27 protein-coding genes are annotated in these 26025 nt (G+C 36.5%); 19 read left to right on the top strand and 8 right to left on the bottom strand.

Annotated elements, in window-relative coordinates; translation table 11 throughout:
• Nucleotides 1-221 precede the first annotated feature (221 nt).
• Nucleotides 222-1121 (bottom strand): hypothetical protein, encoded by a 900-nt coding sequence (locus ACFO3O_RS09935; protein WP_379978452.1) that lies wholly within the window; start codon nucleotides 1119-1121, stop codon nucleotides 222-224.
• A 591-nt stretch (nucleotides 1122-1712) separates the two neighbouring features.
• Between ACFO3O_RS09935 and ACFO3O_RS09930 the strand changes: the two genes are divergently transcribed.
• Nucleotides 1713-2267 carry a hypothetical protein gene (locus ACFO3O_RS09930; RefSeq protein ID WP_379978451.1) on the top strand — a complete coding sequence of 185 codons (555 nt, stop codon included), beginning with the start codon at nucleotides 1713-1715 and terminating at the stop codon, nucleotides 2265-2267.
• A gap of 76 nt (nucleotides 2268-2343) precedes the next feature.
• Here the strand turns inward: ACFO3O_RS09930 and ACFO3O_RS09925 are convergent, their stop codons facing one another.
• On the bottom strand, nucleotides 2344-2784 hold the full coding sequence (locus ACFO3O_RS09925; RefSeq protein WP_379978450.1) for an Lrp/AsnC family transcriptional regulator: 441 nt from the start codon (nucleotides 2782-2784) through the stop codon (nucleotides 2344-2346).
• A 113-nt stretch (nucleotides 2785-2897) separates the two neighbouring features.
• Here ACFO3O_RS09925 and ACFO3O_RS09920 point away from each other — a divergent pair, with 113 nt between their 5' ends.
• From ACFO3O_RS09920 to ACFO3O_RS09880, 9 genes are all read left to right on the top strand, one after another.
• Nucleotides 2898-3323 carry a hypothetical protein gene (locus ACFO3O_RS09920; RefSeq protein WP_379978449.1) on the top strand — a complete coding sequence of 142 codons (426 nt, stop codon included), beginning with the start codon at nucleotides 2898-2900 and terminating at the stop codon, nucleotides 3321-3323.
• Between the two features lie 191 nt (nucleotides 3324-3514).
• Complete coding sequence (locus ACFO3O_RS09915; protein ID WP_379978448.1) at nucleotides 3515-4357, top strand: AraC family transcriptional regulator; 843 nt, start codon at nucleotides 3515-3517, stop codon at nucleotides 4355-4357.
• Nucleotides 4358-4422: 65 nt separating this feature from the next.
• Complete coding sequence (locus tag ACFO3O_RS09910) at nucleotides 4423-5316, top strand: pirin family protein (RefSeq protein WP_379978447.1); 894 nt, start codon at nucleotides 4423-4425, stop codon at nucleotides 5314-5316.
• A gap of 45 nt (nucleotides 5317-5361) precedes the next feature.
• Nucleotides 5362-6207 (top strand): phosphatase PAP2 family protein, encoded by an 846-nt coding sequence (locus tag ACFO3O_RS09905; RefSeq protein ID WP_379978446.1) that lies wholly within the window; start codon nucleotides 5362-5364, stop codon nucleotides 6205-6207.
• Between the two features lie 15 nt (nucleotides 6208-6222).
• Nucleotides 6223-6570 (top strand): hypothetical protein, encoded by a 348-nt coding sequence (locus ACFO3O_RS09900; RefSeq protein WP_379978445.1) that lies wholly within the window; start codon nucleotides 6223-6225, stop codon nucleotides 6568-6570.
• Between the two features lie 293 nt (nucleotides 6571-6863).
• Nucleotides 6864-7007, top strand: a complete 144-nt coding sequence (locus ACFO3O_RS09895; RefSeq protein WP_379978444.1) for a hypothetical protein — start codon at nucleotides 6864-6866, stop codon at nucleotides 7005-7007.
• A 69-nt stretch (nucleotides 7008-7076) separates the two neighbouring features.
• Nucleotides 7077-7625, top strand: coding sequence for a carboxymuconolactone decarboxylase family protein (locus ACFO3O_RS09890; protein WP_379978443.1), 549 nt, complete (start codon nucleotides 7077-7079; stop codon nucleotides 7623-7625).
• 32 nt (nucleotides 7626-7657) lie between these two features.
• The gene (locus ACFO3O_RS09885; protein WP_379978442.1) at nucleotides 7658-8050 is read left to right on the top strand and encodes a hypothetical protein; all 393 of its coding nucleotides are present in this window, start codon (nucleotides 7658-7660) and stop codon (nucleotides 8048-8050) included.
• Nucleotides 8051-8163: 113 nt separating this feature from the next.
• On the top strand, nucleotides 8164-8859 hold the full coding sequence (locus ACFO3O_RS09880; RefSeq protein ID WP_379978441.1) for a hypothetical protein: 696 nt from the start codon (nucleotides 8164-8166) through the stop codon (nucleotides 8857-8859).
• Between the two features lies 1 nt (nucleotide 8860).
• Here the strand turns inward: ACFO3O_RS09880 and ACFO3O_RS09875 are convergent, their stop codons facing one another.
• Entirely contained in the window at nucleotides 8861-9355 is a 495-nt protein-coding gene (locus ACFO3O_RS09875; protein WP_379978440.1) for a RidA family protein, read from the bottom strand.
• 136 nt (nucleotides 9356-9491) lie between these two features.
• On the opposite strand from ACFO3O_RS09875, the gene ACFO3O_RS09870 reads away from it, so the two are divergent.
• The 7 genes from ACFO3O_RS09870 (at nucleotide 9492) to ACFO3O_RS09840 (ending at nucleotide 15464) form a co-directional block, all read left to right on the top strand.
• On the top strand, nucleotides 9492-11036 hold the full coding sequence (locus ACFO3O_RS09870; RefSeq protein ID WP_379978439.1) for a helicase HerA-like domain-containing protein: 1545 nt from the start codon (nucleotides 9492-9494) through the stop codon (nucleotides 11034-11036).
• 19 nt (nucleotides 11037-11055) lie between these two features.
• The gene (locus ACFO3O_RS09865) at nucleotides 11056-11589 is read left to right on the top strand and encodes a hypothetical protein (RefSeq protein ID WP_379978438.1); all 534 of its coding nucleotides are present in this window, start codon (nucleotides 11056-11058) and stop codon (nucleotides 11587-11589) included.
• Nucleotides 11590-11799: 210 nt separating this feature from the next.
• Nucleotides 11800-12165, top strand: coding sequence for a cupin domain-containing protein (locus ACFO3O_RS09860; RefSeq protein WP_379978437.1), 366 nt, complete (start codon nucleotides 11800-11802; stop codon nucleotides 12163-12165).
• A gap of 5 nt (nucleotides 12166-12170) precedes the next feature.
• Entirely contained in the window at nucleotides 12171-13019 is an 849-nt protein-coding gene (locus ACFO3O_RS09855) for an alpha/beta fold hydrolase (RefSeq protein ID WP_379978436.1), read from the top strand.
• Entirely contained in the window at nucleotides 13016-13435 is a 420-nt protein-coding gene (locus ACFO3O_RS09850) for a VOC family protein (RefSeq protein ID WP_379978435.1), read from the top strand. The genes ACFO3O_RS09855 and ACFO3O_RS09850 overlap by 4 nt, the downstream gene beginning before the upstream one ends.
• A gap of 113 nt (nucleotides 13436-13548) precedes the next feature.
• A complete protein-coding gene (gene ppgK / locus ACFO3O_RS09845; RefSeq protein ID WP_379978434.1) occupies nucleotides 13549-14292 on the top strand; it encodes a polyphosphate--glucose phosphotransferase in 744 nt (247 codons plus the stop codon).
• 32 nt (nucleotides 14293-14324) lie between these two features.
• Nucleotides 14325-15464, top strand: a complete 1140-nt coding sequence (locus ACFO3O_RS09840; RefSeq protein WP_379978433.1) for a T9SS type A sorting domain-containing protein — start codon at nucleotides 14325-14327, stop codon at nucleotides 15462-15464.
• Between the two features lie 150 nt (nucleotides 15465-15614).
• Here the strand turns inward: ACFO3O_RS09840 and ACFO3O_RS09835 are convergent, their stop codons facing one another.
• The 4 genes from ACFO3O_RS09835 to ACFO3O_RS09820 all read right to left on the bottom strand — a co-directional run bounded on the left by ACFO3O_RS09835 (nucleotide 15615) and on the right by ACFO3O_RS09820 (nucleotide 19594).
• Nucleotides 15615-16502, bottom strand: coding sequence for a bifunctional 5,10-methylenetetrahydrofolate dehydrogenase/5,10-methenyltetrahydrofolate cyclohydrolase (locus tag ACFO3O_RS09835; protein ID WP_379978432.1), 888 nt, complete (start codon nucleotides 16500-16502; stop codon nucleotides 15615-15617).
• 65 nt (nucleotides 16503-16567) lie between these two features.
• Entirely contained in the window at nucleotides 16568-17899 is a 1332-nt protein-coding gene (ffh, locus tag ACFO3O_RS09830) for a signal recognition particle protein (protein WP_379978431.1), read from the bottom strand.
• A 195-nt stretch (nucleotides 17900-18094) separates the two neighbouring features.
• Nucleotides 18095-19186 carry a hypothetical protein gene (locus ACFO3O_RS09825; RefSeq protein WP_379978430.1) on the bottom strand — a complete coding sequence of 364 codons (1092 nt, stop codon included), beginning with the start codon at nucleotides 19184-19186 and terminating at the stop codon, nucleotides 18095-18097.
• Between the two features lie 234 nt (nucleotides 19187-19420).
• Entirely contained in the window at nucleotides 19421-19594 is a 174-nt protein-coding gene (locus tag ACFO3O_RS09820; protein ID WP_379978429.1) for a hypothetical protein, read from the bottom strand.
• 143 nt (nucleotides 19595-19737) lie between these two features.
• On the opposite strand from ACFO3O_RS09820, the gene fumC reads away from it, so the two are divergent.
• Together fumC and ACFO3O_RS09810 are read left to right on the top strand one after the other, a co-directional pair.
• Entirely contained in the window at nucleotides 19738-21132 is a 1395-nt protein-coding gene (fumC, locus tag ACFO3O_RS09815) for a class II fumarate hydratase (RefSeq protein ID WP_379978428.1), read from the top strand.
• Nucleotides 21133-21239: 107 nt separating this feature from the next.
• The gene (locus ACFO3O_RS09810) at nucleotides 21240-22586 is read left to right on the top strand and encodes a LuxR C-terminal-related transcriptional regulator (RefSeq protein WP_379978427.1); all 1347 of its coding nucleotides are present in this window, start codon (nucleotides 21240-21242) and stop codon (nucleotides 22584-22586) included.
• Here ACFO3O_RS09810 and ACFO3O_RS09805 read toward each other — a convergent pair.
• Complete coding sequence (locus ACFO3O_RS09805; RefSeq protein WP_379978426.1) at nucleotides 22583-25954, bottom strand: cytochrome c biogenesis protein CcsA; 3372 nt, start codon at nucleotides 25952-25954, stop codon at nucleotides 22583-22585. The two genes, ACFO3O_RS09810 and ACFO3O_RS09805, sit on opposite strands and share 4 nt — an antisense overlap.
• Nucleotides 25955-26025: the final 71 nt, after the last annotated feature.

Raw genomic sequence — 26025 nt, 5'->3', positions numbered from 1 at the left:
CGACCCAAGGGTCGAGGTATTAAACCATAGATCCCGCTAAAAAGCGGGATTAGTTCAACTAACTATTTTGAATGCGTCTTTCAGACTTTACAAAACAGCGTTTCACTAATAACTACGGTAGTGTATACTAACAACTATAACTAAAAAATTCCGCGAGGACTGTAAAGTCACATCGCGGAATCTTCCTTCAAAAGTGTACTATCTTCACTAAGATGCGGGTCTTACTTTAATGTAAACGTAGTTTGAGCAATTAATACTCCTTGGTCAAAAACATTTACTTTGTAAACACCTTCTGCAAAACCTTCCCCTTTAGCTGGTATATTTTCGCAAATATCTAGTGCTGTATTTTCATAATAGAATTTAGAAATTTTACTGTACGTAATCGTCTCTTCGGTTTCTTCGGTCTCGTCTACAAAGGTAATCGTTTCATTAGCGCCTAAAATTGCATTGGTAGGATCGATTACTTGTACGTAAAGAACTCTGTCTCCTGCCTCAGCAAGTCTGTTTTGAGGTACAGTAAAACAAGCACGTACTTTATCAACTCGGCGCGCACGATCATTTTCAACTAATTTTCCAGAAGAACGCTCTATCACACCCACTGCTTTTAATTTGTTAGCAGCAAGGGCTGCTCCTAACTCTACGCGTTCTGCCAATTTATTATTTTCGAGGAATAAAGAATCTCCTACCCCACGTTGTACTTCTAGTTCATAGCTTGTACTATCTACCCGCATTGCCAAAAGTTTATTGGTGCCACGTAGAGAATCATTTTGAGCAAACAAGAAATCACGTTCTTTACGAAGTTTAAAAACCTCAGCTCTATACTTTCCTAAGCTAGAAATAGTCACTTCTTTCTCATTTATATCATCAATAAGGGCTTGTATTCTATCACGTGCGTCGTTAAGTTCTGTATCTTTTAGATTGTTTTCTTCAATCACGACATCATATTTATCATTCATCTCTCTTAAGTTGGCAAGTACCACCGACTTTTCTTTTGTGAGCTCTGCTTTTGTTTCTTTTTCTTGGTTATAGAATTTGAAAGCAATTGCACCAGCAACAACTAAAAGCACAGCGAGAATTCCTGTAATGATTTTTATTCCTATACTATTCTTTTGGTTTTCCATGGTTTTTAAAATTTATGTTTAATGGTTATACGTACAACGACTGTATTTGGATTTTGGTGTTTTTGTTTTCACGAAAGTAAACACATTTAAAATACAATTAACATAGTTTACTAAACTTTCACAAAGTTTCCCTAAAATTAATTAGTTGCTAAATTTTTTGAACCAAGCCAACGTATGGCTTATAAAAGATTCAAACGCTTTGGGTTGTTGTGCAAAGACAGTGCTACACACAAAAAACACAAGACAAAGTATATTGTATTTCATGAGTTGGATGTACTAATTTCTATTTGTTAGAAAACTCTAAAATAATAAATCTAGCACAGCTACTATAATTCCTTACGAGAATAGATACCGATTGTAAATAGTCAATTTTACTAAAAACAAAAACGTTTCTAGTCTTTTTTTTATAAATAGCACAGTCTAAACATACAAAATAGCATCTAAGAAAGTCAAACATCGAGACTTTCTAATCAATCATCGAATATATTAAAATCATATACGCAAAGTCTGGGTATACTATTTTAAAAAGTATACATTTATAATTGACTATACGCCCATATAGTAGTAAAAATTAGTAAAACCCAACTTAATATGTACGATGATGATGATGATGACAACCACAACTATGATATAGAATCTTGGAGAAAGCTCCCTGTCTTTATTCAGGCTGAAGTGATCTTAAAGCTCGTAGAACATATCGTGGATTGTATTCCTAAAGAAGACAGTAATGCGTCTTCTGATTATGAGTATGCTCTTTTTGATCATCATACAAGTAGCATGATGGAAAACGCACTCATTATTCCTGCTAAAATTGCAGGGATTCACGGAGTAGAGCTGTATGACATAAAAATGGAAAATGCAGTAATGATCCGCAAAGCAGCGCATGAAATTATTATAAGTTTACGAGGACTACAAATCGCTGGTTTTAAAGAAATAGAATACTTAGAATTATTACGTAAAGAAATTGAAATTTTACGCCCTCTATTTGCCGAGTGGGTAAAAACGTTCGATCCATACGATTACATCATAGACCGTTGGGGATTATTCAATCCACCAGGTGTAGAATATAACGATAGCATACCTGGAGACGATTTACCCTATGATAACAATCCCTCCCATGACGATTTTGATACTGAAGAAGATTGATTTTTGTCTTTAAAAGGGTGTAGGCTGATATACGCTCCTGCCTTCCAGCAGGCAGGTTCGCGAAAGCGTAAACAACTTACTTTAACTTAAGAATAGGATTATATCGCACTACTTGAGAAAGCACTATCTGTGTTTTAGACTCCCCGTAACTTATAATCTGATCTATGAATCTTTCTAGATGTTGCTGATTGTGCAAGACTACTTCCATGACTATATTTTCATTTCCTGTAATACGGTAGCAATTCACCACTTCATCCCAGGTCTTTACGATTTCTAAGAAAGGCTTTAATTTTCCCATAAAAGCGCGTAATGTGATAATAGCTTTAAACTGATACCCTAATTCAAAAGGAGATACAATAGCTTTAAATCCTGTAATGACCCCCATATCCTCCATCTTCTTAATACGTTCAGAAACTGCGGGAGAGCTAATACCTACTTGTCTCCCAATGGACGCATTAGACTGTCTTGCATTGTGCTGTAAGCATTTTAGGATTTTAAGATTTAAGTCGTCTACCATATATTTTAAAATTTTAAGCTAAAAATACATCATTTTTAAAGACAAAATACATTTTTACTTTAAAATCAAAAGTTAGATTATCTCTTATGATTGTAACTTTGTTTATATATAAAATGGCAAAAGCACCACATTTCATATCGCAAAACGAGATCTCACTTAGAGACACACTACTGTATAACAAGGCGTTAGATATTTACACACTATCTAGATCTATTACTTCACATTTGACAGATGATAAAACAGCAAAAGCTTTGTATCACTCTGAAGATGATTCTGAGAATACGCTAGAAGAAATTGTGATCAGTGCGGTTACATTACCATCTAAAATTGCCATAGCACAAACCACAAAAAATTTGCGCCTCCGACTTGATTCTGCAAATAGTATCACACATCACATAGATAAGATACGCGAGAATTGTAAAAAGTTGAGAAAAGCGTCTAAGCGCAACAGAGAACATATGCGTGTTTTATCTTCCGAAATTTTAAAATTTAAGAAGATGTACAGACAGTGGAATATTGCGATCACACAACAAAACTAAATCAGCAACTCTTTGTTAAAAAAGCGAAGTTTCCTATACTTTAAATCAGGTAAGTCTATATCGTTTTTAAAAGTGAATATATAGATCTATTTTAATTATAACTTTTAAAAATAGATTGATCATCCAACTATTATTCTCTAAAAATTATTTTTTACTGTAAGTTCTTGAAAGAAAAATAGACCATTGTTTTCATGAAGAAACAATTTTCAGAATTTACCACCAGTGCCATTTTTTATTATGGGGATCAAGAACTACTCATTCCTTATTCTGAAACAAAGCCTTTAGCACTCTATACATTTATTTGGGCTCAGAATAGCACTGTTTCCTTTAAGTTAGATCAGGTGCATTTTACACTTCAACCTGGTCAAATTATTGCACTTACGCCTTTACATCATTTAGAGTATATTCAAGGAAGTGCCATTGTATATCAATTTAATAGAGAGTTTTACTGTATTAAAGATCATGACAAGGAAGTAGGCTGCGTAGGAATTCTGTTCTATGGAAACTCAGAAGTACCTGTGGTCACTCTAGAAGAAGACCAAAAACGAAAACTCCATGCATTACATGAAGTATTTTTAGAAGAATTAGAAACTAAGGATAGTATTCAAGCAGAAATGTTACGTTTATTAATGGCCCGTTTTATTATTAAAATCACACGTCTTATAAAATTACAAGGGAGTTATGGACAAGTACACGATGAAAAACTAGAGATCATACGCATGTTTACATTTCTAGTGGAATGGCATTTTAGAAAAGAACATTCGGTGTCTTTTTATGCTGCTGAATTAAATAAATCTCCAAAAACAATATCAAATTATTTTTCAAAATTTGATAAGACTCCTTTACAAATTATTCACGATAGAATTGTTCTTGAAGCAAAAAGACTCCTTATCTATACAGATAAATCTGCAAAGGAAATCGCCTTTGAAGTTGGCTTTAACGATGCTTCTCATTTAAGCAGACTCTTTAAAAAGCAAACAGGAGAATCTCCCTCTTCATTCAAAAATAAATCAAAACAACCCATCACTTATTAATTTGGTCTCCTAAGACATTCTTACTATTCCAATTTCTTTGTATTTTTCTAGAAAGAAATAGAAACATGTCAAATACGGGGTTAATTATAGAAGAACGAAGTCGAGATATAGGAGATTTCCTTGTAGGGCGCTTAATTCCTTTTCGAAAAAAGAGAATGGTCGGTCCTTTTATTTTTATAGATCATATGGGTCCCACAACGTTAGGGCCTGGTCATTATATGGATGTAGATCAACATCCCCATATAGGAATAGCGACACTTACCTATTTATTAGAAGGTAAATTAACCCATGAAGACAGCATAGGATCCCATCAGGTGATTCAACCTGGTTCTGTGAACTGGATGGTGGCTGGGAAGGGATGTACTCATACAGAACGCACACCACAAGAAGCTAGAAATCATCAAGAGGTTTTTACGATGCATGGGTATCAAATTTGGGTAGCACTCCCTAAGGATCTGGAAGACATGGAACCTGAATTTCATCACATAGAAGCCAGTGCATTACCTCGTTGGACAGTGCAAGGAGCAAGCTACACGCTGGTTGCTGGCCAAGCATTTAATAAAACCGCACCTGTACCTGTACATTCTGATTTATTTATGATGGCGATCACAACCACAGAAGCACATACTTTTGAAGCTAAAGGAGCCATAAAAGGAGAAATAGGCGTTTGTATTGTAAGCGGAAGTATTAGGGCCTGCGATCAAACTATAAACGAAGGGAATATGCTGGTAAGTAAAGCTGAAGATGTATGTAGCATTGAAATTAATGCTAACAGTCATATCCTGCTTTTTGGCGGAGAACCCTTCCCAGAAGAGCGCCATATTTTTTGGAATTTTGTAAGCCACTCGAAAGAAAAAATTGAACGCGCCAAAGAAAATTGGAGAACTAAACGTTTCCCAAATATGACTAATGACACCTCTTATGTCCCATTACCAGAACCTCCTACTTTTAAAAAATAACATATATTGCAACTTAAAATATCATAAACTAAATTAGGAATACCCTTGAAAAATATCCTCCTCCTTACGTGCTGCTTTTTTACACTTGCGTGTTTCAGTCAAAAAAATGCGCTAACATCAAAACAACAAGATACTTTAAGTATTTGGCAGCTTGCCAAATACGATGGAGCCTCTGCTTTTGGAGGATTAAAACACGCCTATACTCGCCCTTTACACTGGGATGGAGAAGATTGGGCCACCTTTGGTTTTGTTGTGGGAGGCACTGCCCTATTATATTTTGTAGATGATGAGACCAGTAACTTTTTTTTGAGACAAGACGGAAGTTCTCCCAATATTGCAAAAGAATTTGGAGAGCGATTTGGAAGTCCGCAAGTAGCTTACGGAATCACAGGATCTGTCTATTTATTTGGGCTTCTCACAAAAAATGAACGTGTTAGAGAAACAGGTGTTTTGTTAATCTCTTCAGCTACGGCCGTTGGATTAATTCAAACAGTATTAAAAACAACCGTTGGCAGGTCTAGACCCCAAAACGGAGAGGGAAAATTTGCTTTTAAACCTTTTAGTGGGGAATCAGGCTTTAGATCATTCCCTTCTGGACATACCATCCTATCCTTTACAACAGCCTATGCTATCTCAAAACAGTTCAAAAATCCTTGGGTAAAAGCAGGTATCTACACGGTAGGAATGATCTCTCCTATATCAAGGATTGTCAATGGAGCTCATTGGCTTACCGATGTGGTTTTAAGTCTTGCCATAAGTGTCGCTACAGTAGATGCTATAGATAATTACTTGAATGGCAAAAACCGATACCCAAACGATAAAAACAAAAAAGGGATCACTTGGAATGTCAACTTCGGAGTTGGTAGTATGGGCATTGTAGGTCGGTTCTAAAAAGAGTCGTCAAATATGCCTTACGCCTTTTTTATAGAATGGTTATATCCACTCCCACTGGAACATAAAAAAATGTTTGGCACAGATACCTTTTATCTTGAAGATAAAATCGTTTTTGCATTGTGCAAAAACTCCAACTACCCGCTTGATCATGGTATTTGGATTGCCACCAAAAAACAACATCACCAAAAGCTAAGGCACCAACTTAAAAGCGTTAGACCGCTCATTTCTATTGGTATTAAAACATGGCTGATCCTACCAGAAGATCATGACGCCTTCGAAGAAGATGCAAACACACTCGTGTCACTCATAAAATCTGGAAGTCCCCTCGTAGGAAATATCCCCAAAAAAAGAAAACCCTAGAAATAACTTCCTAGGGTTTTCAGCATCAAATTGGGGGAAAGACATATCAAGAGCAATATGACTTAGCAGACCTGTCATTAATACGTAACCATTCCGTATAGGTCTGCTTGCTATGATATACGTATAAACAGTCGTTTTTAGATGTTATCCCTTTCATTTTTTAAAGCTTTCGCAAAAAAAAATATTTTCCATCTCATTTAGGTACTATTGACAATCATTCAGGAAGTAATGACTAGTCAATCGCTGTAAGACGCTAGCAACTCCTTAGACCAAGTCATCAAATAAAAATAACGATGACAACAAAACACATCTCCGTATTAAATCTTATTACTGTTTTCACAAAAGGGAAAGCTAAGATCACAGAAGCATTAAACGCTAAATTATATTGTTCAGAAAAACACCTACACGATTATTATTGTGACCGTGAAGCTTCCTAAAAAATAAAACACGTACAACACGTACACCAAATATAAAATCAATACACCAAATAATTAAAAACAGAAATTATGAGCACATTTAATGTTCCAACAAAAGACCAAGTAAACGATACTAACAAAGCGATATTTGAAAAATTAGAAGGAGCTTTAGGATTTGTCCCCAATCTTTATGCAACCTATGCACACTCTACTAATGCACTCGCAAATTACTTAACCTTTGCCAATGCTCCTACTTCGCTTAAAGCGAAAGAAAAAGAAGTAGTCAATCTTGCTGTAAGTGAAGTAAACGCCTGTAACTACTGCCTTTCTGCACACACTGCCATAGGTAAAATGAATGGATTTACAGACGAACAAATCTTAGAAGTAAGAGCTGGAAATGCATCTTTTGATTCAAAACTTGACGCCCTCGCAAAATTGGCTAAGAATATTACAGAAAATAGAGGTCGTGCCGAAGCCACTGTTGTAGAGAACTTCCTAAACGAAGGCTGGTCAAATGAGAACTTAATCGACGCGATTGTATTGGTAGGAGAAAAAACAATTTCAAACTACATACACAACACCACACAAGTGCCTATTGATTTTCCTGTAGCACAACCTTTAAACGCTGTAACAGCTTAATTTAAACCAAATAACATACTAAATTAAAAACAATGAAAAAAGTAATCGCATTATTCGTACTCGTATTGACCGTATCATTTGCTGCACAAGCACAAGATAAAATGATGAAAGATACCCCTGCAAAAACAATCACATTAGAGCAGACTAAAGGAGAATTTACACAAAAGCAATTAACGGTAACTGCAGGAACCTATATTTTTGAAATCGATAATAATAATGTAGGACACAAAGTAGGCTTTGTATTAGTTCCAAAAGGAAAGGATCTTTCTAATCCAGAAAACCATATCAAAACAGCATATGTAACCGCTGCCGTTGAGAATAACACCACAGGAAATTCTAAGCCAACTACCTTAACAAAAGGAGAATATGTATATTTCTGCCCGTTGAATCCGACATCTACAGATAATATTCTTACCGTGAAGTAAGAACACATCATACAGCATAACACTTTAAAAAGACCGTCTCTAGAGATGGTCTTTTTATATATACATATCATATATTCCTATTCTTTCTGTACTTTTGAAACAAAATCAAAACTATGAAAACCATCTATCTCGTTGCTTTTTTATGTACATTCATAATGAGTTGTAAAAATGACACGACACCCACAAAAGAAACGGCAACCGAAGAAGCAACTGAAGTACAAAAAGAACGTACTGAAGCAGAACAGATTGCCTACAAAAACGGACTTAAACATTGGAAAGATGTCTCTCAAATAGATTTTACATTTAATGTAGACCGTGGGGGTAAAAATGTAGCCAAACGATCTTGGTCTTGGAAACCAAAAACCAACGAAGTTACGATGACGAGCGGAGATAACGTAGTATCTTATAATAGAGCTTCTTTAGATAGTATTTCAAGACAAGCAGATCAAGGGTTTGTCAATGACAAATTTTGGTTATTGGCTCCGTTTCAATTGGTTTGGGATGAAGGCACCAACATTACCGTTCAGGATACAGCGACGGCACCACTTTCGCAAAAGCGAACCAAAAAATTAACCATTGTATATGGTACTGAAGGCGGTTACACTCCAGGAGATGCGTATGATTTTTATTATGACGAAGATTATATTGTAGATGAGTGGGTATACAGACGTGCAAATACACCAGAACCCTCTATGATCACTACCTTTTCTGACTATCAAGATTTCGGCGGCCTCAACATCGCCACTTCACACTCAGATAAAGAGGGGAGTTTTAAGTTATACTTTACGGATATAAAAGTGGTCAAGTAACTTACCGCTTCACCGCAATCACTTCAATTTCAATCTTTGCCCCTGCGGCTAATGCTTCGGCGGCAAAGGTTGTTCGTGCTGGTTTTTGAGGTAAATACGTTTTATAAATAGCATTAAACGCTGCAAAATCCTCAATATCATCTAGAATCACGAGAGATTTTACTACATGGCTCATATCCATATCGTGATGGGCTAACACCGCTTTGATATTTTCTAGCGTCTGCTTGGTTTCAGCCTCAATTCCACCTTCCACCAACGTTCGGGTGCTTTGATCCATTCCGATTTGTCCAGATAAAAAATACATATCCCCTACTTGTACGGCATCAGAAAAAGGGGCTGTTGCCTTTTTAGGTTCGTGAGAGGCGTGATAGGTTACTGTTGATTTGGCTTTAGTAATTGTTTTTTCATCGTCGGTTGCTACAGAAGTGGTAACTTTTGTTTCGCATGAAAGAAAGAAAACTGCAAGTAAAAGTGTAGATAAAAGGTTCGTTTTCATAGATACATTGTTTTTGATGAGATAAATGTAACAGATAATTATCGCTTTTTTATGGGATTGTTTATTTTTATGCTTTCGCGAAAGCGTATACTCGCAAACACACAATACAACACATACGCTTTACAATCAATACATTATGGATACTAAACAAGAATTTTTTGATTTTATAAATGCTGGAAATACGTTTAAAGGTGACTTTATTACGATGGGAGCAGCGATGCTAGAAGGAGAAACAATCACAAATGCACACGTAAAAGTACCTTTAAAAACCCTAAATCGCCACGGATTGATAGCCGGAGCGACGGGAACTGGAAAAACAAAAACACTTCAAGTCCTTGCTGAAAATTTATCGGATCAAGGAATTCCTGTCCTGATGATGGATATGAAAGGAGATCTTTCGGGTATTGCCAAAGCAAGTCCTGGACATCCAAAAATTGATGAACGTCATGAGAAAATTGGCGTTCCTTTTGAAGCTAAAGATTTCCCTGTTGAAATTCTCACGCTATCCGAACAAAATGGCGTACGTCTTCGAGCGACGGTCAGCGAATTTGGCCCCGTGCTATTTTCTCGTATTATAGATGCGACAGATGCACAATCGGGGATTATCTCTATCTTATTTAAGTATAGTGATGACAACAAATTACCCTTGTTAGATCTGAAGGATTTTAAAAAAATATTACAATATGCTACCCAAGAAGGAAAAGATGAGATTGCAGAGAATTACGGACGTATCTCCCCTTCTTCTTCTGGATCTATCCTTCGTAAAATTGTAGAGTTAGAGCAACAAGGCGCCGATATTTTCTTTGGAGAAAAATCATTTGAAACAGACGACTTAACGCGTATTACACGTGATGGGCGAGGGATCATTAACATTGTACGACTTACAGACATACAAGATCGTCCGGGCTTATTTTCCACATTTATGTTAAGCCTTCTGGCAGAAATTTATGCCACCTTTCCTGAGCAAGGAGATAGCGGGCGTCCAGAGCTTGTCATCTTTATAGATGAGGCACATTTAATTTTTAAAGAAGCCTCCAAAGCACTTCATAGCCAGATAGAAAGCATTGTAAAACTGATCCGTTCTAAAGGGGTTGGTTTGTATTTTGTCACACAAAACCCTACCGATATTCCAGAAGGCGTTTTAAGTCAGTTAGGATTAAAAATCCAACATGCACTGCGTGCGTTTACAGCAAAAGATCGTAAAGCCATTAAATTGACAGCCGAAAATTATCCAGATTCACCCTATTATGATACCAAAACGGTATTGACTTCGTTAGGAATAGGAGAGGCTCTTATCTCTGCGCTTGATGAAAAAGGGCGTCCTACCCCACTCGCAGCCACCATGCTCCGAGCCCCTATGTCCCGTATGGATATCCTCTCACAGGAAGAACTAGACGAGATCAATACCAACTCAAAATTGGTAAAAAAATACAGCGAAGTCATAGACAGAGATAGTGCCTACGAACTCTTAAACAAAAAAATTGAAAAGGCCAATGAAGAAGAAGCTAAAGCCAAGGCACAAGAAGAACGTGCCAAAGCCTCAACATCGTCTTCAAGTACGCGAAGACGTTCTTCCAGACAGCCTGCACAAAGTGCTACCTCAAAAGCCATCATTAAAGTACTGACCAGTGCGACGGTAATCCGTAGTGTTTTCGGAATTTTAGGAAAAATGCTTAAATAATATTATTAAAAATAAACCCATGAATCGTATTTATATTCTATTACTCATCCTCACCTTATCTATAGTGTCTTGTTCAAAAAAAGACACTACATTCTCTGTTACTAATGAAGCTGTTGGTCCCGTTACAAAAGCGACCAAAATGAGTGATCTTGAAACTATTTTTTCAGGACCTAATGACAGTCTTGTAAAAACAGAAGCTGGCAACTATATCCTTTATGAAAAAGGAGGCAACGATTTAATGAAGCTGTCTGCAAAAAAGAATGATAAAGAAGTGATTGATCACATTCAGTTTTATGATGACCGGTACACTACTGACAAAGGTATTTCTTTAAAAAGTACCTATCAAGATATTCAGAATGCATATACGGTAAAGAAAATCAATAATATGATTGACTTTGTGATTGTTCTTGTGGAAGAGAGTGAAATGTATTTTATTATTGACAAAAAGCATCTAGCCTCTGAGGTTCGTTTTAGTACGAGTAGTCGATTAGAGCCTATGCAAGTACCCGGAGAAGCCCCTATCAAACACTTTATGTTTGCGTGGCCTTTATAAGGATATGTCGCTTTTTCTTTAAAAAGTAAAAGATATTAAACTCTAAGCAAAGCCTTAGAACTTGATAATCAACCAAAAGAGCGAGGTATTAAACAAAAGATCCCGCTGAAAAAGCGGGATTAGTCTGCCTGCCGGCATAGGCAGGTTCAACTAGCCATTTTGAATTCGTCCTTTTGACTTTTCAAAATAGCGTTTCACTAATAAACAACTATGAAGAAATCATATCAGATTCAAAATGCACCCTTTGTTGTCCCGACGACTGATGGTAAAGTGATTGAAGAACACTGGGGGCGTGCTACCGATGGTAATACAGCTATAAGCATCGCACATATGATTGCCCCTCCAGGCTGGAGCGAACCGTTTCAAACCCCCGAATTTGATGAATACACCTATATCATAAAAGGAAAAAAACAATTTATTATTGAAGGAGAAAAGGTCATTCTCGAAGCAGGTCAATCGATAAAAATTGATAAAAATACAAGAATCCGATACAGCAACCCGTTTGAGGAAGCTTGTGAGTATATCGCTATTTGTACACCTGCATTTTCACCAGATACGGTACATAGAGAAGAATAAATATTTTGAAAAAACTACTCATCAAAATACTGCCTAAGATCATAGGAGCGCAAATTAATATCATGTCACTATGGTCTAAAAAAGCAGCTGCCCGTAAAGCTTTTCATATCTTTTGTACCCCAAGAGCGGGTCGAGTGAAGGAAGATCAAACAGCATTTTTGAATACTGCCAAAGATATGCAGCTTCGTGTAAACGATACTGTTAACGTTCAAACCTATAGATGGGAAGGAACAGGCCCCACCGTTTTATTAATACATGGCTGGGAAAGTAATGCCCACAGATGGTGGCGACTCATCGAGGTATTGCAGAAACTCAACTACAACATTATCAGTTTTGATGCGCCTGCCCATGGGAATTCTACAGGAAACATTCTGAATGTACCGTTGTATACAGAAAGTCTTGAGATGGTAACGCAACACTATCAACCGAGTATTCACATAGGACATTCTGTAGGTGGACTAACAACTATTTTTCACTACTATAAACACCAACCTAAGCACATAAAAAAAATAGTAAGCTTAGGAGCTCCCTCAGAGCTTTCTGAAATCATGAAAGATTACCAACGCATTCTAAGCATGAATACTACAGTCATGAAAGGCCTAGATCTACTTGTACAAAAACGCTTTGGGTTTTCTATTGATGATTTTTCTGGGTATCAGTTTGCAAAATCTATTGATGTCCCTGGATTGATTATACATGATGTTTATGACAGTATCACCCCTGTCGAAGCTTCTAGAGGAATTCATAAAAACTGGAAAAACAGCACCTATATAGAAACTTCAGGGCTTGGACATTCTTTATACCAAGACGAAGTTCGCAACCATATTATTAAATATATAAAGAAAGACTCATGAGCACTCTAAGACCATTTCACCTTGCCATCCCTGTAGATCACCTAGAAAAAGCGAGAGTTTTCTACCGTGATATTTTACAATTAGAAGAAGGAAGAAGTAGCGATCATTGGGTAGATTTTAATTTTTTTGGACACCAACTGGTGATTCATTATAAAGAAAAATCTGAAACTGATGTACATCATAATGAAGTTGATGGTAAAGCGGTGCCCGTACCTCACTTTGGAGTCATCCTTGGGTGGAAGGATTTTCACGCTTTCGCGAAAGCGATCACACCTCACATCACCTTTGTGATAGAACCATATATTCGATTTGAAGGATTGGCAGGAGAGCAAGCGACCCTATTTTTTTATGATCCATGCGGAAATGCGCTTGAATTCAAGTCCTTTAAAGACGATAATCAGATATTTGCAAAATAAGAGCACTCGATCTTAGCGTACAAGGCTCCTGTTTTCGTTGGAATTATTGCTTAAATACACTCCATATTTAGCTAAAATAGTTATCTTGGGGCGATTCAAAAAAAGAAAACTCCATGCATATTTTAGGCATCGACATAGGGGGTACGGGTATAAAAGGTGCTCCCGTAGACTTAGAAAACGAAGATTATTTAGGGGAACGTTTCAGAATCCCTACGCCACAGCCCGCGACTCCAGAAGCAGTGGCAGAATGTGTACAACAGCTCGTAGATCATTTTAATTGGAAAGGACCCGTAGGAGTTGGTTTTCCTACAGTGATTGTAAACGGACAAGCAAAAGCGTATGGAAATATGCACAAAAGCTGGCTTAACGTACAAATAGATAAACTTTTTGAAGAAAAGACAGGACTTCCCTTTACGGTAATTAATGATGCCGATGCTGCAGCACTTGCAGAAATGCGTTTTGGCATTGGTAAAGATAAAAAGGGACTTGTTGCTGTAATCACCGTAGGCACAGGAATAGGAAGTGGTTTATTTTACAATGGTACACTCATTCCTAATTTTGAATTAGGACGCATGCAGTATAAGAAAAAACCTATTGAGCTATATGCTGCCAACTCTGCCAGAAAAAGAGAAGGACTTTCTTATGAAGAATGGGCAGAACGTTTTGATTTTTTCTTAAAACGATTAGAAATTATCTGTACTCCCGATCACTATATTTTAGGTGGTGGGATTAGTAAACATATAGGTACTTTCAAACACATCCTCACCACTAAGGTTCCCTTAGTAGCGGCAAAAACAAAGAACCACGCAGGACTCATAGGAGCCGCTTTTGCAGCGATGGAAGCTTCTGAAAAGTAAAAAATAACTAACTCACTGCCAAAGAATTAACTATGAAATTAAAACTACTCTCTCTACTATTACTAATAACAACAATATCAAAAGCACAAGAAATATTTTCTACTGCTTTTCAAGGTAATTCGCCATTACCTTTAGTGACCATTGGAGATGAGTTATTTGTGAGTGTTTTTGGGGATAATAATGAAAGAGTTGCTGGGGTGTATAAACTTCCTTTTGATAACCCTAGTGCTATAGAGACTGTAAGTGAAGCATCCATCCAACCTGGTCTTGGCTCATTATATTTGGCTCACGATCCAGAATTAAATTTTTTATTTGCAACACTGCCTAATCTCATCAAAATAGATCTTAATCAAGGATTACCTGCAACAGATGAAGTTTTTGTTGATGGCACATCTTTAAACATAGGTACTAACAATGGTCTTATTTATCACGAAGGCTTTATCTACTTTCCCGTTCTAACTTCAGACAATTGGATAATCTATAGAGCAGATACGCTAGGAGCTTCTGCTCCTGAGCTATTTTTCACAGTTCCTTTTGCTGACAATGGTTTAGTGATAACTCAAATTATTAATAATGAGTTATATTACTTTAAATACAATAGTAACGATGACGCTGATCTTTTAAAAATTGACCTCACTAATCCTACCTCAGAAACGCTCGTTTCTATTGTAGATGATTTTGGACAGTTGTTTGTACAGAGTAGTCACTATGTAAATAACACCCTCTTTGTAGGTCTTGAAACAAACTCTTCAAATCCATCTATTATAAAATTTGATTTATCAGAAAACCTTCCAATTACAGCAGAGCCCATTGAAGCATCTATAACAGCATCTTCAGTTCTTGGAATTACGAGTTATGAAAATGACCTTTACTATACAAATACTGGAGATCAAACTATTGTCAGATTAGAAAATGGCGCTCTCAATGTTTCAGATTTTGAAGACATAGAATTGTCTGTTTTTCCAAATCCTACTTCTGACAAACTTTTTATTAAAGGCGCTATCAAAAACCAACTTGACTATCAAATTATTGATGTTCTTGGAAAAAGAATAAATGAAGGCATTTATACTGCTGAAGGAATAGATCTCTCGAGACTTGACACTGGCATCTATTTTGTAAAACTTACAGACGCTAATGGAAGTATGACGACGCAAAAAATAGTCAAAAACTAAGGATCACACCAAACTCATAAGCGCTGATTTTGCGGCAATGGAGGCTTCTGAAAAATAAAAAATCCAGTCAACCATTTGTGCAGACTAGATTTTTTATTATGTGGTGTTTACAAAAAGAATATTTACTTAATCAACAAAGTAACACCTCTATTAAGAATTTATCATTCTATGACGATCTCTTGCTAAAAGCGTATTTTTAAGTAACATCGCAATCGTCATAGGACCTACTCCACCTGGAACAGGCGTAATATAAGATGCCTTTTTACTAACCGCTTCATAATCTACATCACCAGTAATGTAATACCCACGTTCTCTGGTTTCGTCTGGTACACGCGTAATACCTACATCAATAATAACGGCGTCGTCTTTGACCATTTCTGCTTTTAAGAATCCTGGAACTCCTAATGCGGTGATAATAATATCTGCTTGTGATGTGATTTGTGTTATATTTTTGGTGTGGCTATGTGTAAGGGTTACGGTTGAATTACCTGGAAATCCTTTACGTCCCATCAAAATACTCATAGGACGGCCTACAATATGGCTACGACCGATCACCACCGTATGTTTTCCTTTGGTCGAGACATCATAACGCTCTAATAATTCTAAAATCCCAAACGGAGTCGCAGGAATAAACGTACTCATATCTAATGCCATTTTTCCAAAATTAGTAGGATGAAAACCGTCTACATCTTTATCAGGGTCTACAGCTAAAAGCACTTTTTGTGTATCTATTTGTGGAGGTAATGGCAATTGTACAATAAAACCGTCAATATTTGAATCTTTGTTGAGCTCTTCTATCTTATCTAATAATTCAATCTCACTAGTGGTACTTGACATCTTCACAAGCGTAGACTCAAAACCAACACGTTCACATGCGCGCACTTTACTTCCTACATAGGTAAGACTCGCTCCGTCGTTTCCTACAATGATAGCAGCTAGATGAGGAACTTTCTCCCCATTTGCTTTCATCTTATCAACTTCGGCTTTGATTTCGTTTTTTATATCATTTGAAGTTTTCTTACCGTCGAGGATTGTCATAATGTTAGTTTGATATTTATTGAATAATTACTGCTTACTGTTAACCGCTAACTGCTTACTAAAACCTACTTCTGCATTCTGCTCATTGCCTGCATCATCTTACGGCCTCCGCCACCTTGCATCATTTTCATCATTTTACTCATTTGATTAAACTGTTTGAGTAACTGGTTTACTTGCTGTACAGAAGTTCCAGATCCTTTTCCTATTCGTTTTTTACGGCTTGAGTTAATGACTCCAGGATTGGTACGCTCTTCTACAGTCATCGAGTGAATAATGGCTTCTATGTGTTTAAAAGCATCATCATCAATATCAACTCCTTTAAGCATTTTCCCAGCCCCAGGAATCATTCCCATGAGGTCCTTCATGTTCCCCATTTTCTTTACTTGCTGGATTTGCTTTAAGAAATCATCAAAACCAAATTGGTTTTTAGCAATTTTCTTTTGCAGTTTACGCGCTTCCTCTTCATCAAACTGTTCTTGCGCACGCTCTACAAGAGATACAACATCTCCCATCCCAAGAATACGATCTGCCATACGAGAAGGATAGAATACATCTATCGCTTCCATTTTTTCTCCAGTTCCTATGAATTTAATAGGCTTATCTACAACAGACTTAATCGAGATCGCTGCTCCACCTCGTGTATCCCCGTCTAATTTTGTGAGGATAACTCCATCAAAATTTAGGATATCATTAAAGGCTTTAGCGGTATTGACAGCATCTTGTCCTGTCATTGCATCCACCACAAATAATGTTTCTTGTGGTTGGATGGCTTTGTGAATGTTTGCAATCTCATTCATCATCTCTGTATCTACAGCAAGACGACCTGCGGTATCGACAATCACAACGTTATGTCCGTTTGCTTTCGCGAAAGCGACCCCTGCCTGAGCAATGGCTACTGGATCTGTATTATCTCTATCTGAAAAGACATCTACTTTTATAGCATCTCCCACCACATGCAACTGATCTATCGCTGCAGGGCGGTATACATCACAAGCTACGAGTAATGGTTTCTTTGTTTTTTTTGTTTTTAAGAAGTTGGCTAACTTTCCAGAGAATGTGGTTTTACCAGATCCTTGAAGACCGGACATTAAAATTACACTTGGATTTCCTGAAAGATTCACTCCAGAAGCGTCACCTCCCATCAATTCTGTAAGCTCATCTTTTACCAACTTAACCATGAGTTGGCCAGGTTGCAAGGTGGTCAGCACGTTTTGTCCTAACGCTTTTTCCTTCACTCTGTTGGTGAAATCTTTGGCAATTTTAAAGTTAACATCGGCATCAATAAGCGCTCTTCGCACTTCTTTAAGTGTCTCTGCAACATTTACTTCTGTAATACTTCCGTGCCCTTTAAGAACGTGGAGGGCTTTATCTAACTTATCGCTTAAATTATCAAACATATCTTACTACTGAAAAATTGAACTTCGATTTCGATTATCGAGGTTGCAAATTTAATGATTTGAAGCGTATATACATAGTCGTAGCCTAAGGTATTCTCTCCATATACCTATAAAATAGCATAGATATGTTCAAAAAAATGACCATACTATAAAAATAATATGGTCATTGCGTTTATTTATATAAACATGAAGGAATTATTCCTCACACGCTTCTGACAACAGTGTGATTAGGGTTGTCGTAAATTCTAAGGTTTCAGGATTTTCAATACGAACAAATACTTCTTGGAAATCTGTCTCAATAGCTACATCGGTAGGAATTGAATTTACACTTGCATCGGCATCTTCTTGTGTATTATAAAAAGTTAGTATCCAATCAATAGGATCAGGTAATTCACCCATCTCATTTACTTCAGGTTGTGGCGCTGCCATTACAATGATACACTCTATATAGTTTTCTAGTATAAAAGAAGCTATGCCCGGTATCTCTTCGAGTTCGCATTCTTCAAAAAATAAGGTGGTACAGTAATTTTCTTCTTCACATTCTTTTTGAAGAATAAAGCGCGTATCCTCATCAATCTGAAAATCTATTATTTGATTTGTTATTAAATTCACTTTCCAATCAAAATTCCAATCCTCACCTACAACCTCTTCTGTATCTAAGTTGATGTTGATATGAAGCTCATCTTCAATAAAATATAAAATCCATGTCCCTCCGTAGGTTTCACCTCTATAATAGAAGACGACAATACCATCAGGATTTACACGAAAAACTGCATCGGTATACGTACTAAAAATCACATCGTCTGGAATTTGAACTTCCCATACACATTCAATTAATATATCCGTTCCATTTCCAACAGCTTGTATTTGCTCTTCTTCGATACAGGCATCTATAGCGGCTCTTAATTCGTCTTTATTGGCAATAACAAGGGAGGTTCCATCAGCAAGCGTACTTGATATAGGAAAACTTACATTTATAAATTGACCTTCACTTACCAAACCTAATACTTCACTAAACTCTGCATCATTATTGACAACTCTAGAGGATTGAAGATCTACATCTTCATTATAAATCACCACTGTAAAGGAATATATAAAGTCAATACAGGTAACATCTGTAGCACTAGGATCATCGGTGGTAATGCGATCTAAAAGAGAAAATAAATCAGATTCTTCTGCAATAAGATCGGCTTCTGTAATTTGAAAAAGGTCATCTATATCTTCATTTTCACAACTTGTCAAACAAAAAAGGACGCATATACCTAAAAGGAAGTTTCTAAATTTCATAAAAAAGGGTATTTATACTATTATACTGAGTTATAATTAAAAATTGTGTTTTCTGTATACGCTTTCGCGAAAGCGTATAAACAAAGTGAACTATTTATTTTTAATCTTATACTCTATAGTCTGTGCGTCGCTAAAAAGGTTGCGTACTACATTCGATAAATACAACATGTATAGACATAAAAAAAGACTAACATCGCTGTTAGTCTTTTTTTATATATTCTAATAATCAGTTGATTATTCGTCTCTTTTAGCTTTACGAGCCTCCATTTTTTCTTTTACCATTTCTACGATAGATCCTCCTACCCAGTAAGGGATCACGAACGTTAATAAAAATATCATCAACCAAAAACCAATTGTTAATATGGTTAAGAAGGCAAGAAATCCTAAATATTGATCAAAATCAAACATGAGTGCTGTGTTTTCTAAATTTTGGTCAAAGATACCGCATTAAAATGTATTTTCACAATAGAAATTTCAGATTTATTGACAGGTTATTGACAGTAAAGTTGAAGCGTAAATTTGTAAATTTGCTTTTCAAAAAACAATTTTAAATGAAATATAGAATTGAGAAAGACACCATGGGGGAAGTTCAAGTTCCCGCAGATAAATTATGGGGAGCTCAGACAGAGAGATCTCGCAATAATTTTAAAATAGGAGCGCCTGCTTCTATGCCTTTAGAAATTATTTATGGCTTTGCTATTCTTAAAAAAGCAGCTGCATTTACTAATTGTGAACTAGGAGGGCTTCCGATAGAAAAGAGAGATCTCATTGCGCAAGTATGTGATGAAATTTTAGAAGGAAAACACGACGATCAGTTTCCTTTAGTAATATGGCAAACAGGATCAGGTACGCAAAGTAATATGAATGTCAATGAGGTCATTGCTAACCGTGCCCATCAACTGGCTGGAAAAGTAATTGGTGAAGGTGAGAAAACATTACAACCCAATGATGATGTTAACAAATCTCAATCCTCTAATGACACATTTCCAACAGGAATGCACATTGCAGGCTACAAGAAAATTGTTGAAATTACGATCCCTGGTGTAAAAAAACTTAGGAATACTTTAAAAGAAAAAGCTACTGCCTTTAAAAAAGTAGTGAAAATAGGTCGTACACACCTTATGGATGCGACCCCTCTAACACTAGGGCAAGAATTTTCTGGGTATGTATCTCAATTAGACCACGGACTAAAAGCTTTAGAAAACACTTTAGATCATCTTGCAGAACTCGCCTTAGGAGGTACTGCTGTAGGTACTGGACTAAACACCCCTAAAGGATATGCGAAACGTGTATCTGAATATATGTCACAGTTTTCTGGCCTGCCTTTTCGTACTGCAGAAAATAAATTTGAAGCACTTGCAGCGCATGATGCTTTTGTAGAAACACACGGAGCCCTGAAACAACTAGCCGTATCGCTAAATAAAATAGCAAACGATATACGCTTAATGGCATCTGGTCCACGAAGCGGTATTGGAGAAATTACTATTCCTGCTAATGAACCTGGATCGTCGATCATGCCAGGTAAGGTAAATCCTACGCAATGCGAAGCTTTGACGATGGTGTGTGCCCAAGTAATAGGAAACGATGTCGCAATAAGTGTAGGGGGACTACAGGGGCATTATGAACTCAATGTATTTAAACCCGTGATGGCTTCCAACTTACTTCAATCTGCTCAACTGATTGGAGATGCATGCGTTTCATTTTCTGATCATTGTGCTTCAGGAATAGAACCTAATGAAAAGAGAATTAAAGAATTACTAGACAATTCACTAATGCTTGTTACAGCTCTTAACACCAAGATAGGCTACTACAAGGCAGCCGAAATTGCCAATACGGCTCACGCAAATGGCACCACATTAAAAGAGGAGGCTGTAAATTTAGGCTATGTCACCCCTGAAGAATTCGATGAATGGGTGAAACCTGAAGACATGGTAGGAGGACTCTAAAATTCTTACAAAGAATTACATTAAAACAGTCAAAATACACAAAAACACCGATTAAAAGTTGCTTTATGTATTTATATTAGTATATTTACACTTTATAATTTGTGTAAATGCGCTTGATATTTTTTATTGTTGCTTTTTTTTGTGTAATGACAGGTTTTTCACAGGAAACCGTTTCCTATTATAAACCTGCTACAGGCCACGAGATCACCGTTGCAGATCTTAAAGAGGTTACATTCTCTCCCATTGAAGATATAAATCACGGTACAAATAATGGCATCTATTGGTTTAAAATAGATGCCATTGATTTACCTAGAGCAATTATAGAACTTCAAAATGCTCACTCCAAAGAGACATCACTTTACGATATTAATGGAAAGGAAATTGCTTTGATGGCTGATACGCGATACCCCTCTTTCTTTGTTCTCAACAAAATAGTAGAGTTTCCTTTATTCCTCAAGGCTGATTTCCCTCTAGAAGCTTATTTCCCAATCCATATAAAAGACGAAGCTACCTTTGCGAAAAATGAAAAAAATAGCCTTTTAGGCATTGGCTTTTTTTATGGAACCGCTTTATCACTGTTATTAGCTACGATTATATTTCTTATTGTAACAAAAAATAGAGTATTTCTCTTTTATGGTATTGTTATTACAGCTGTCTGTATTTCTATTATGTCAAGAGATAATATTTTATACTTCTTTAATGCAAAACCTACTATTGTAAGTAGTATAGAATTATTTGGTCATTTTCTAGTGGGCTTATGTGCTACAGGGTATATATTTAATTATGTGAAATTCAAAAAGAAGAAACAACCTATACAGTATATCTTTATTACACTAAGCGCTTTTTCAACTATCTTTTTGTGCACGTATTGGATATTTAACACGCATTGGAGTTTCTTATTAACCGATATCACCGCCATATTGAGTGTACTACTATTATGGTGTATCACACTATACAACGCTAAAAACACTCGATATCTTCCTTTAATGATTACTATCTATACCATAGATATTCTCATTTTGAGTGATGCTTTTATATTGCATGGTTTAGGTATTAGTATTCTTAATCTTTCCTCGTTTCAACTCAGCATTGCTTCACTTATCAACTTCACATTAATTGCACTTTCATTAATTGTTAGTTTTAGAAAAATACAAGGGAAGACCGTTATTATGAAGCATCAAATAAAGATGCACTTAGAAAGCCTCTCGCTTTTGGATCGTTATAAAAATGTTCAAGATTCTAACGATCAGTACTTGGAATCTTTGATTCAGCAATTTGAATTGGAGAATATTGAAATTAAAGTATTAGATAGTATCTCTAAGGGGTTGACAAATGAACGTATTGCCACTAAGTATAATCTATCTACAGAAAAACTGAAAACAGTGACTTCCAATCTTTACCAAAAACTTGGTATTGAATCAGATCAAGAAGCTACAGGACTATTCACGAGTTAAGATTTCTTATAATAAGTAGCATATTTACGATAGGACAAAAACCCTAATATCGCAATGAAAGCTGCACTTATGATAATTTTTTCATTCGCTATATCACCTCCACTCTGGTAGGCATGTAATCCTGATAAATAAAAATTCACACCAAAATACGTGAAGAGTATACTCCCAAGCGCAATAATTGACAACAAGTTAAATAACCATTTACCACGCAATCCTGGAATGAGTCGCATGTGAATCACAAAAGCATATACGATCAGAGAGATCAACGCCCACGTTTCTTTTGGATCCCAACCCCAATAACGACCCCAGCTTTCATTAGCCCATTGACCTCCTAAAAATGTACCTATGGCGAGCAATACCATTCCAACGGTAAGTGCCATCTCATTAATGACAGTAAGTTCCTTGATATTGAGATCCATTTTCACCTTATTCTTCTTTGTGGTGAAAATCATTAAGAATAGAGATACAATCCCTAAAATAGCGCCTAATGCGAAAGGACCATAGCTCGCTACAATTACGGCTGTATGGATCATTAACCAATAGCTATTAAGCACCGCTTGTAAATTCTCTATCTCTGGGTTCATCCAGTTCATACTCGCAGCCCACAAGATAAACCCAGTCACAAACGCAGTACTGGCTACCGTTAAACTGGACCCTTTTTTTCCAAATAAAATATCTCCCAGAGAGGCCACTCCTGCTCCAATGATGGCAAAGGGTAAAAGAATCTTACTCACTTTTTGAATACTATATATTTTCTGTGTTGCCACCCAGTTCTGAATGGAAATAGAAAGACCAAAAAACATCGTTGCCCAACCTACATATAATACAGACTCATACGCATTTGACCAAGGAGCATGCCCTGAGATATACCAACGCCATATAAGCGACCCTGTGTGTAGTAAAAATAAAATCGTTACTAAAATTGTTCCTAATTGTACCATAAAAGACACAAACTTACTAGGACTAAAGATTTCTGTAATCACAAAAATCATCATAAAAAGCGCCGCTAGCATATAGAGCCAATACAGTTTTGTAAAAGGATCATTATTGTTATACAAAATTTCTGCGTCTATCTTTTCGGCAGTTGGCATGATATCATTACTGACACGTCTTTGAAATTTTTCAATACCCGCTAAAATTTTATCCGCATCTGAGTAATCTCCATCTAATCTCGCTTTACGAAGACTCAATAAGTACGCTGGAAATATTTGATTAGCGATAACAGAATCGGTAGCTCGATATCCGACATCTTTAACTTCTATTGGAGAGATCCACGTATTATTTTGATCATTAGGCTTTGGAAGAATTTTCAAGTTTGCCTTAGATAATGTTCTATTTAACAATCCTAATCTCAAAGAAACATCTCTAAATTCTTTATCAATTATACTAGGTGTTGCCTCACTAAAAGCACGATCTAAATAAGGTTCTAATTTATATTGAAAATCATCTGTAAAGAAATCTAGTACTTTAAAGTTCTTAACATCACTAGGCACCCCAATTACATTACGGATACTGTCATTCCCTTTTTTCAGATACAGAATTTCTGCTGAATTCCAGATAAAAGGATTCTCCATCATAGACAGTAACACTTGATCTGCATTTAATCCTGCATAATTATCACTACGACTAATTTTACGCAACAATAAACTTGCATAGGTATTAATAGGCATCATACGACCTCCCCCATCTTGAACGACCATTCGGCCAAATTTAGCTGCGTGCTCAGCCGGTACTGCATTTGCTATAATCAAAGAATCTATTTGAAACTTTGTAAGCGGTCTATTTTTATCTTCGTGCGCATCATCAGAAGAAGGAATAGCAATAATAGGCTCTTCTGTTAAATCTACCGTAGGTATGGAGTCTTGAACAACTACTGCCGAGGTATTAATGTCTTGTGAAAAAGCTGTTTCCGCTTTCGCGAAAGCGAATAATACAAGAATCATAGCCAGTTTAGACTTTTTAGACTTGATCTTATCCAAGGTTTTTTTGAGTTCTCCAAAACGAGACCCTTTGTCAAATAAAATAAGCATCATCCCTAGATATAATAAAAAATAGCCAATATAAGTTACCCAAGTACCCCAAAAATCATGACTTACCGATAGAATTGTGGTACGCTCTTCATCTTTAAAACTCGCCTGAAAAAAGCGATACCCCTTGTGATCTAACACATGGTTCATATAAATATCGTAGTCAAAAGACTCCTCGTCTTCCACTGTGATTTTACTGGTAAACGAAGCGTAGCTGCTCTCCGTACCAGGATATTTTTCTGCAATAAAATCTTTCAACTTAATCCCAAAAGGAAGTGGTATTGACTTACTACCATAAGATAAATACATTTTGTATCCTCCTACTTCTATCAGTTTTTTATCATTGCTGTAGCCTTTTCCACCTAGTAATCCTACGGTTTTGGTTTCTCCATTGGCCGTAACATCTACAAACAAGGCATCCTGCTCGTTTTTTTGTTTGATGGCTTTTTCTACAATCCCTATTTTTCCTTTTACAGCGGGTTCTGGAATCACAAATAACAATCCTTGTAAATTGTATAAGGAGCGTAATTGTAGAGGCTGTACACTGTCTTTTACAAAAGGGTAATCAGTTTGCGTAGCCATTACTTTATACTCTCCCTCAAAAGGAGAACGTATGGTATAGTTTTCACCATCATATCCTATATTAATGGCACCATCTGTAGGCTTATTGAACGCATAAAGGACATTGTGCATATTTACCAATTCGCCCTCTTCAAGATAATGCTCATGTCTTCCTCCACCGTCACCTGTCTCCACTATTTTAAGGTGGTATTTCCCTGTTTCATCTTCTATTAATCCTTCTTCGGCTCCTCCTATAAATTTATTGAACTTTACTTCTATCGGATTGTTATTAAAATCAGTATCCCAGGTGAAGTTATTATTGAGTCTCGTTGAGAGCATTAATTCTTTATCCAAGGTTCGTTGCATAGGTTGCCCATCAATTTCTCCTTGTACCAATAGCTCTAGATATGTTTTCTCACTTAAAAAAGTAGTTGCTGTTTCTCCTTCAGAAATAGGCATGACCCCTTCAAAACTAATATATCGGGTAATCCCTGCACCAATAAGAATAAGTATAAAGGAAACGTGAAAGATAAGAGTTGTTATTTTTTCTTTTCGCAACAGCTTAAAGCGAAAAATATTACCCAAAAAGTTGATGACAAACAAAATATGAATTAAGCTAAACCACCAAGAATTATACACCCAAACACGAGAATACGGTGTAGGAGACGTTTCTTGTGCATAGTCTAAAAAAGTACCTACCGCCATCGCGACAAAATAGGTTATAAAAAGGAGTCCCATCAAACGAGTGGAGAACAAAATATTTACAAGTTTCTTTTGCATAGCGTTCGGCCATTTTTTCGAGTGCAAAGATAACCCACAGAAGGCAAATAACCCTACAACTCCCCTTGTTA

Origin of the sequence: Dokdonia ponticola (assembly GCF_042653865.1) — a bacterium.
Taxonomy (GTDB): Bacteria; Bacteroidota; Bacteroidia; order Flavobacteriales; family Flavobacteriaceae; genus Dokdonia; species Dokdonia ponticola.
This window is presented reverse-complemented; position numbering and strand designations above follow the sequence as displayed.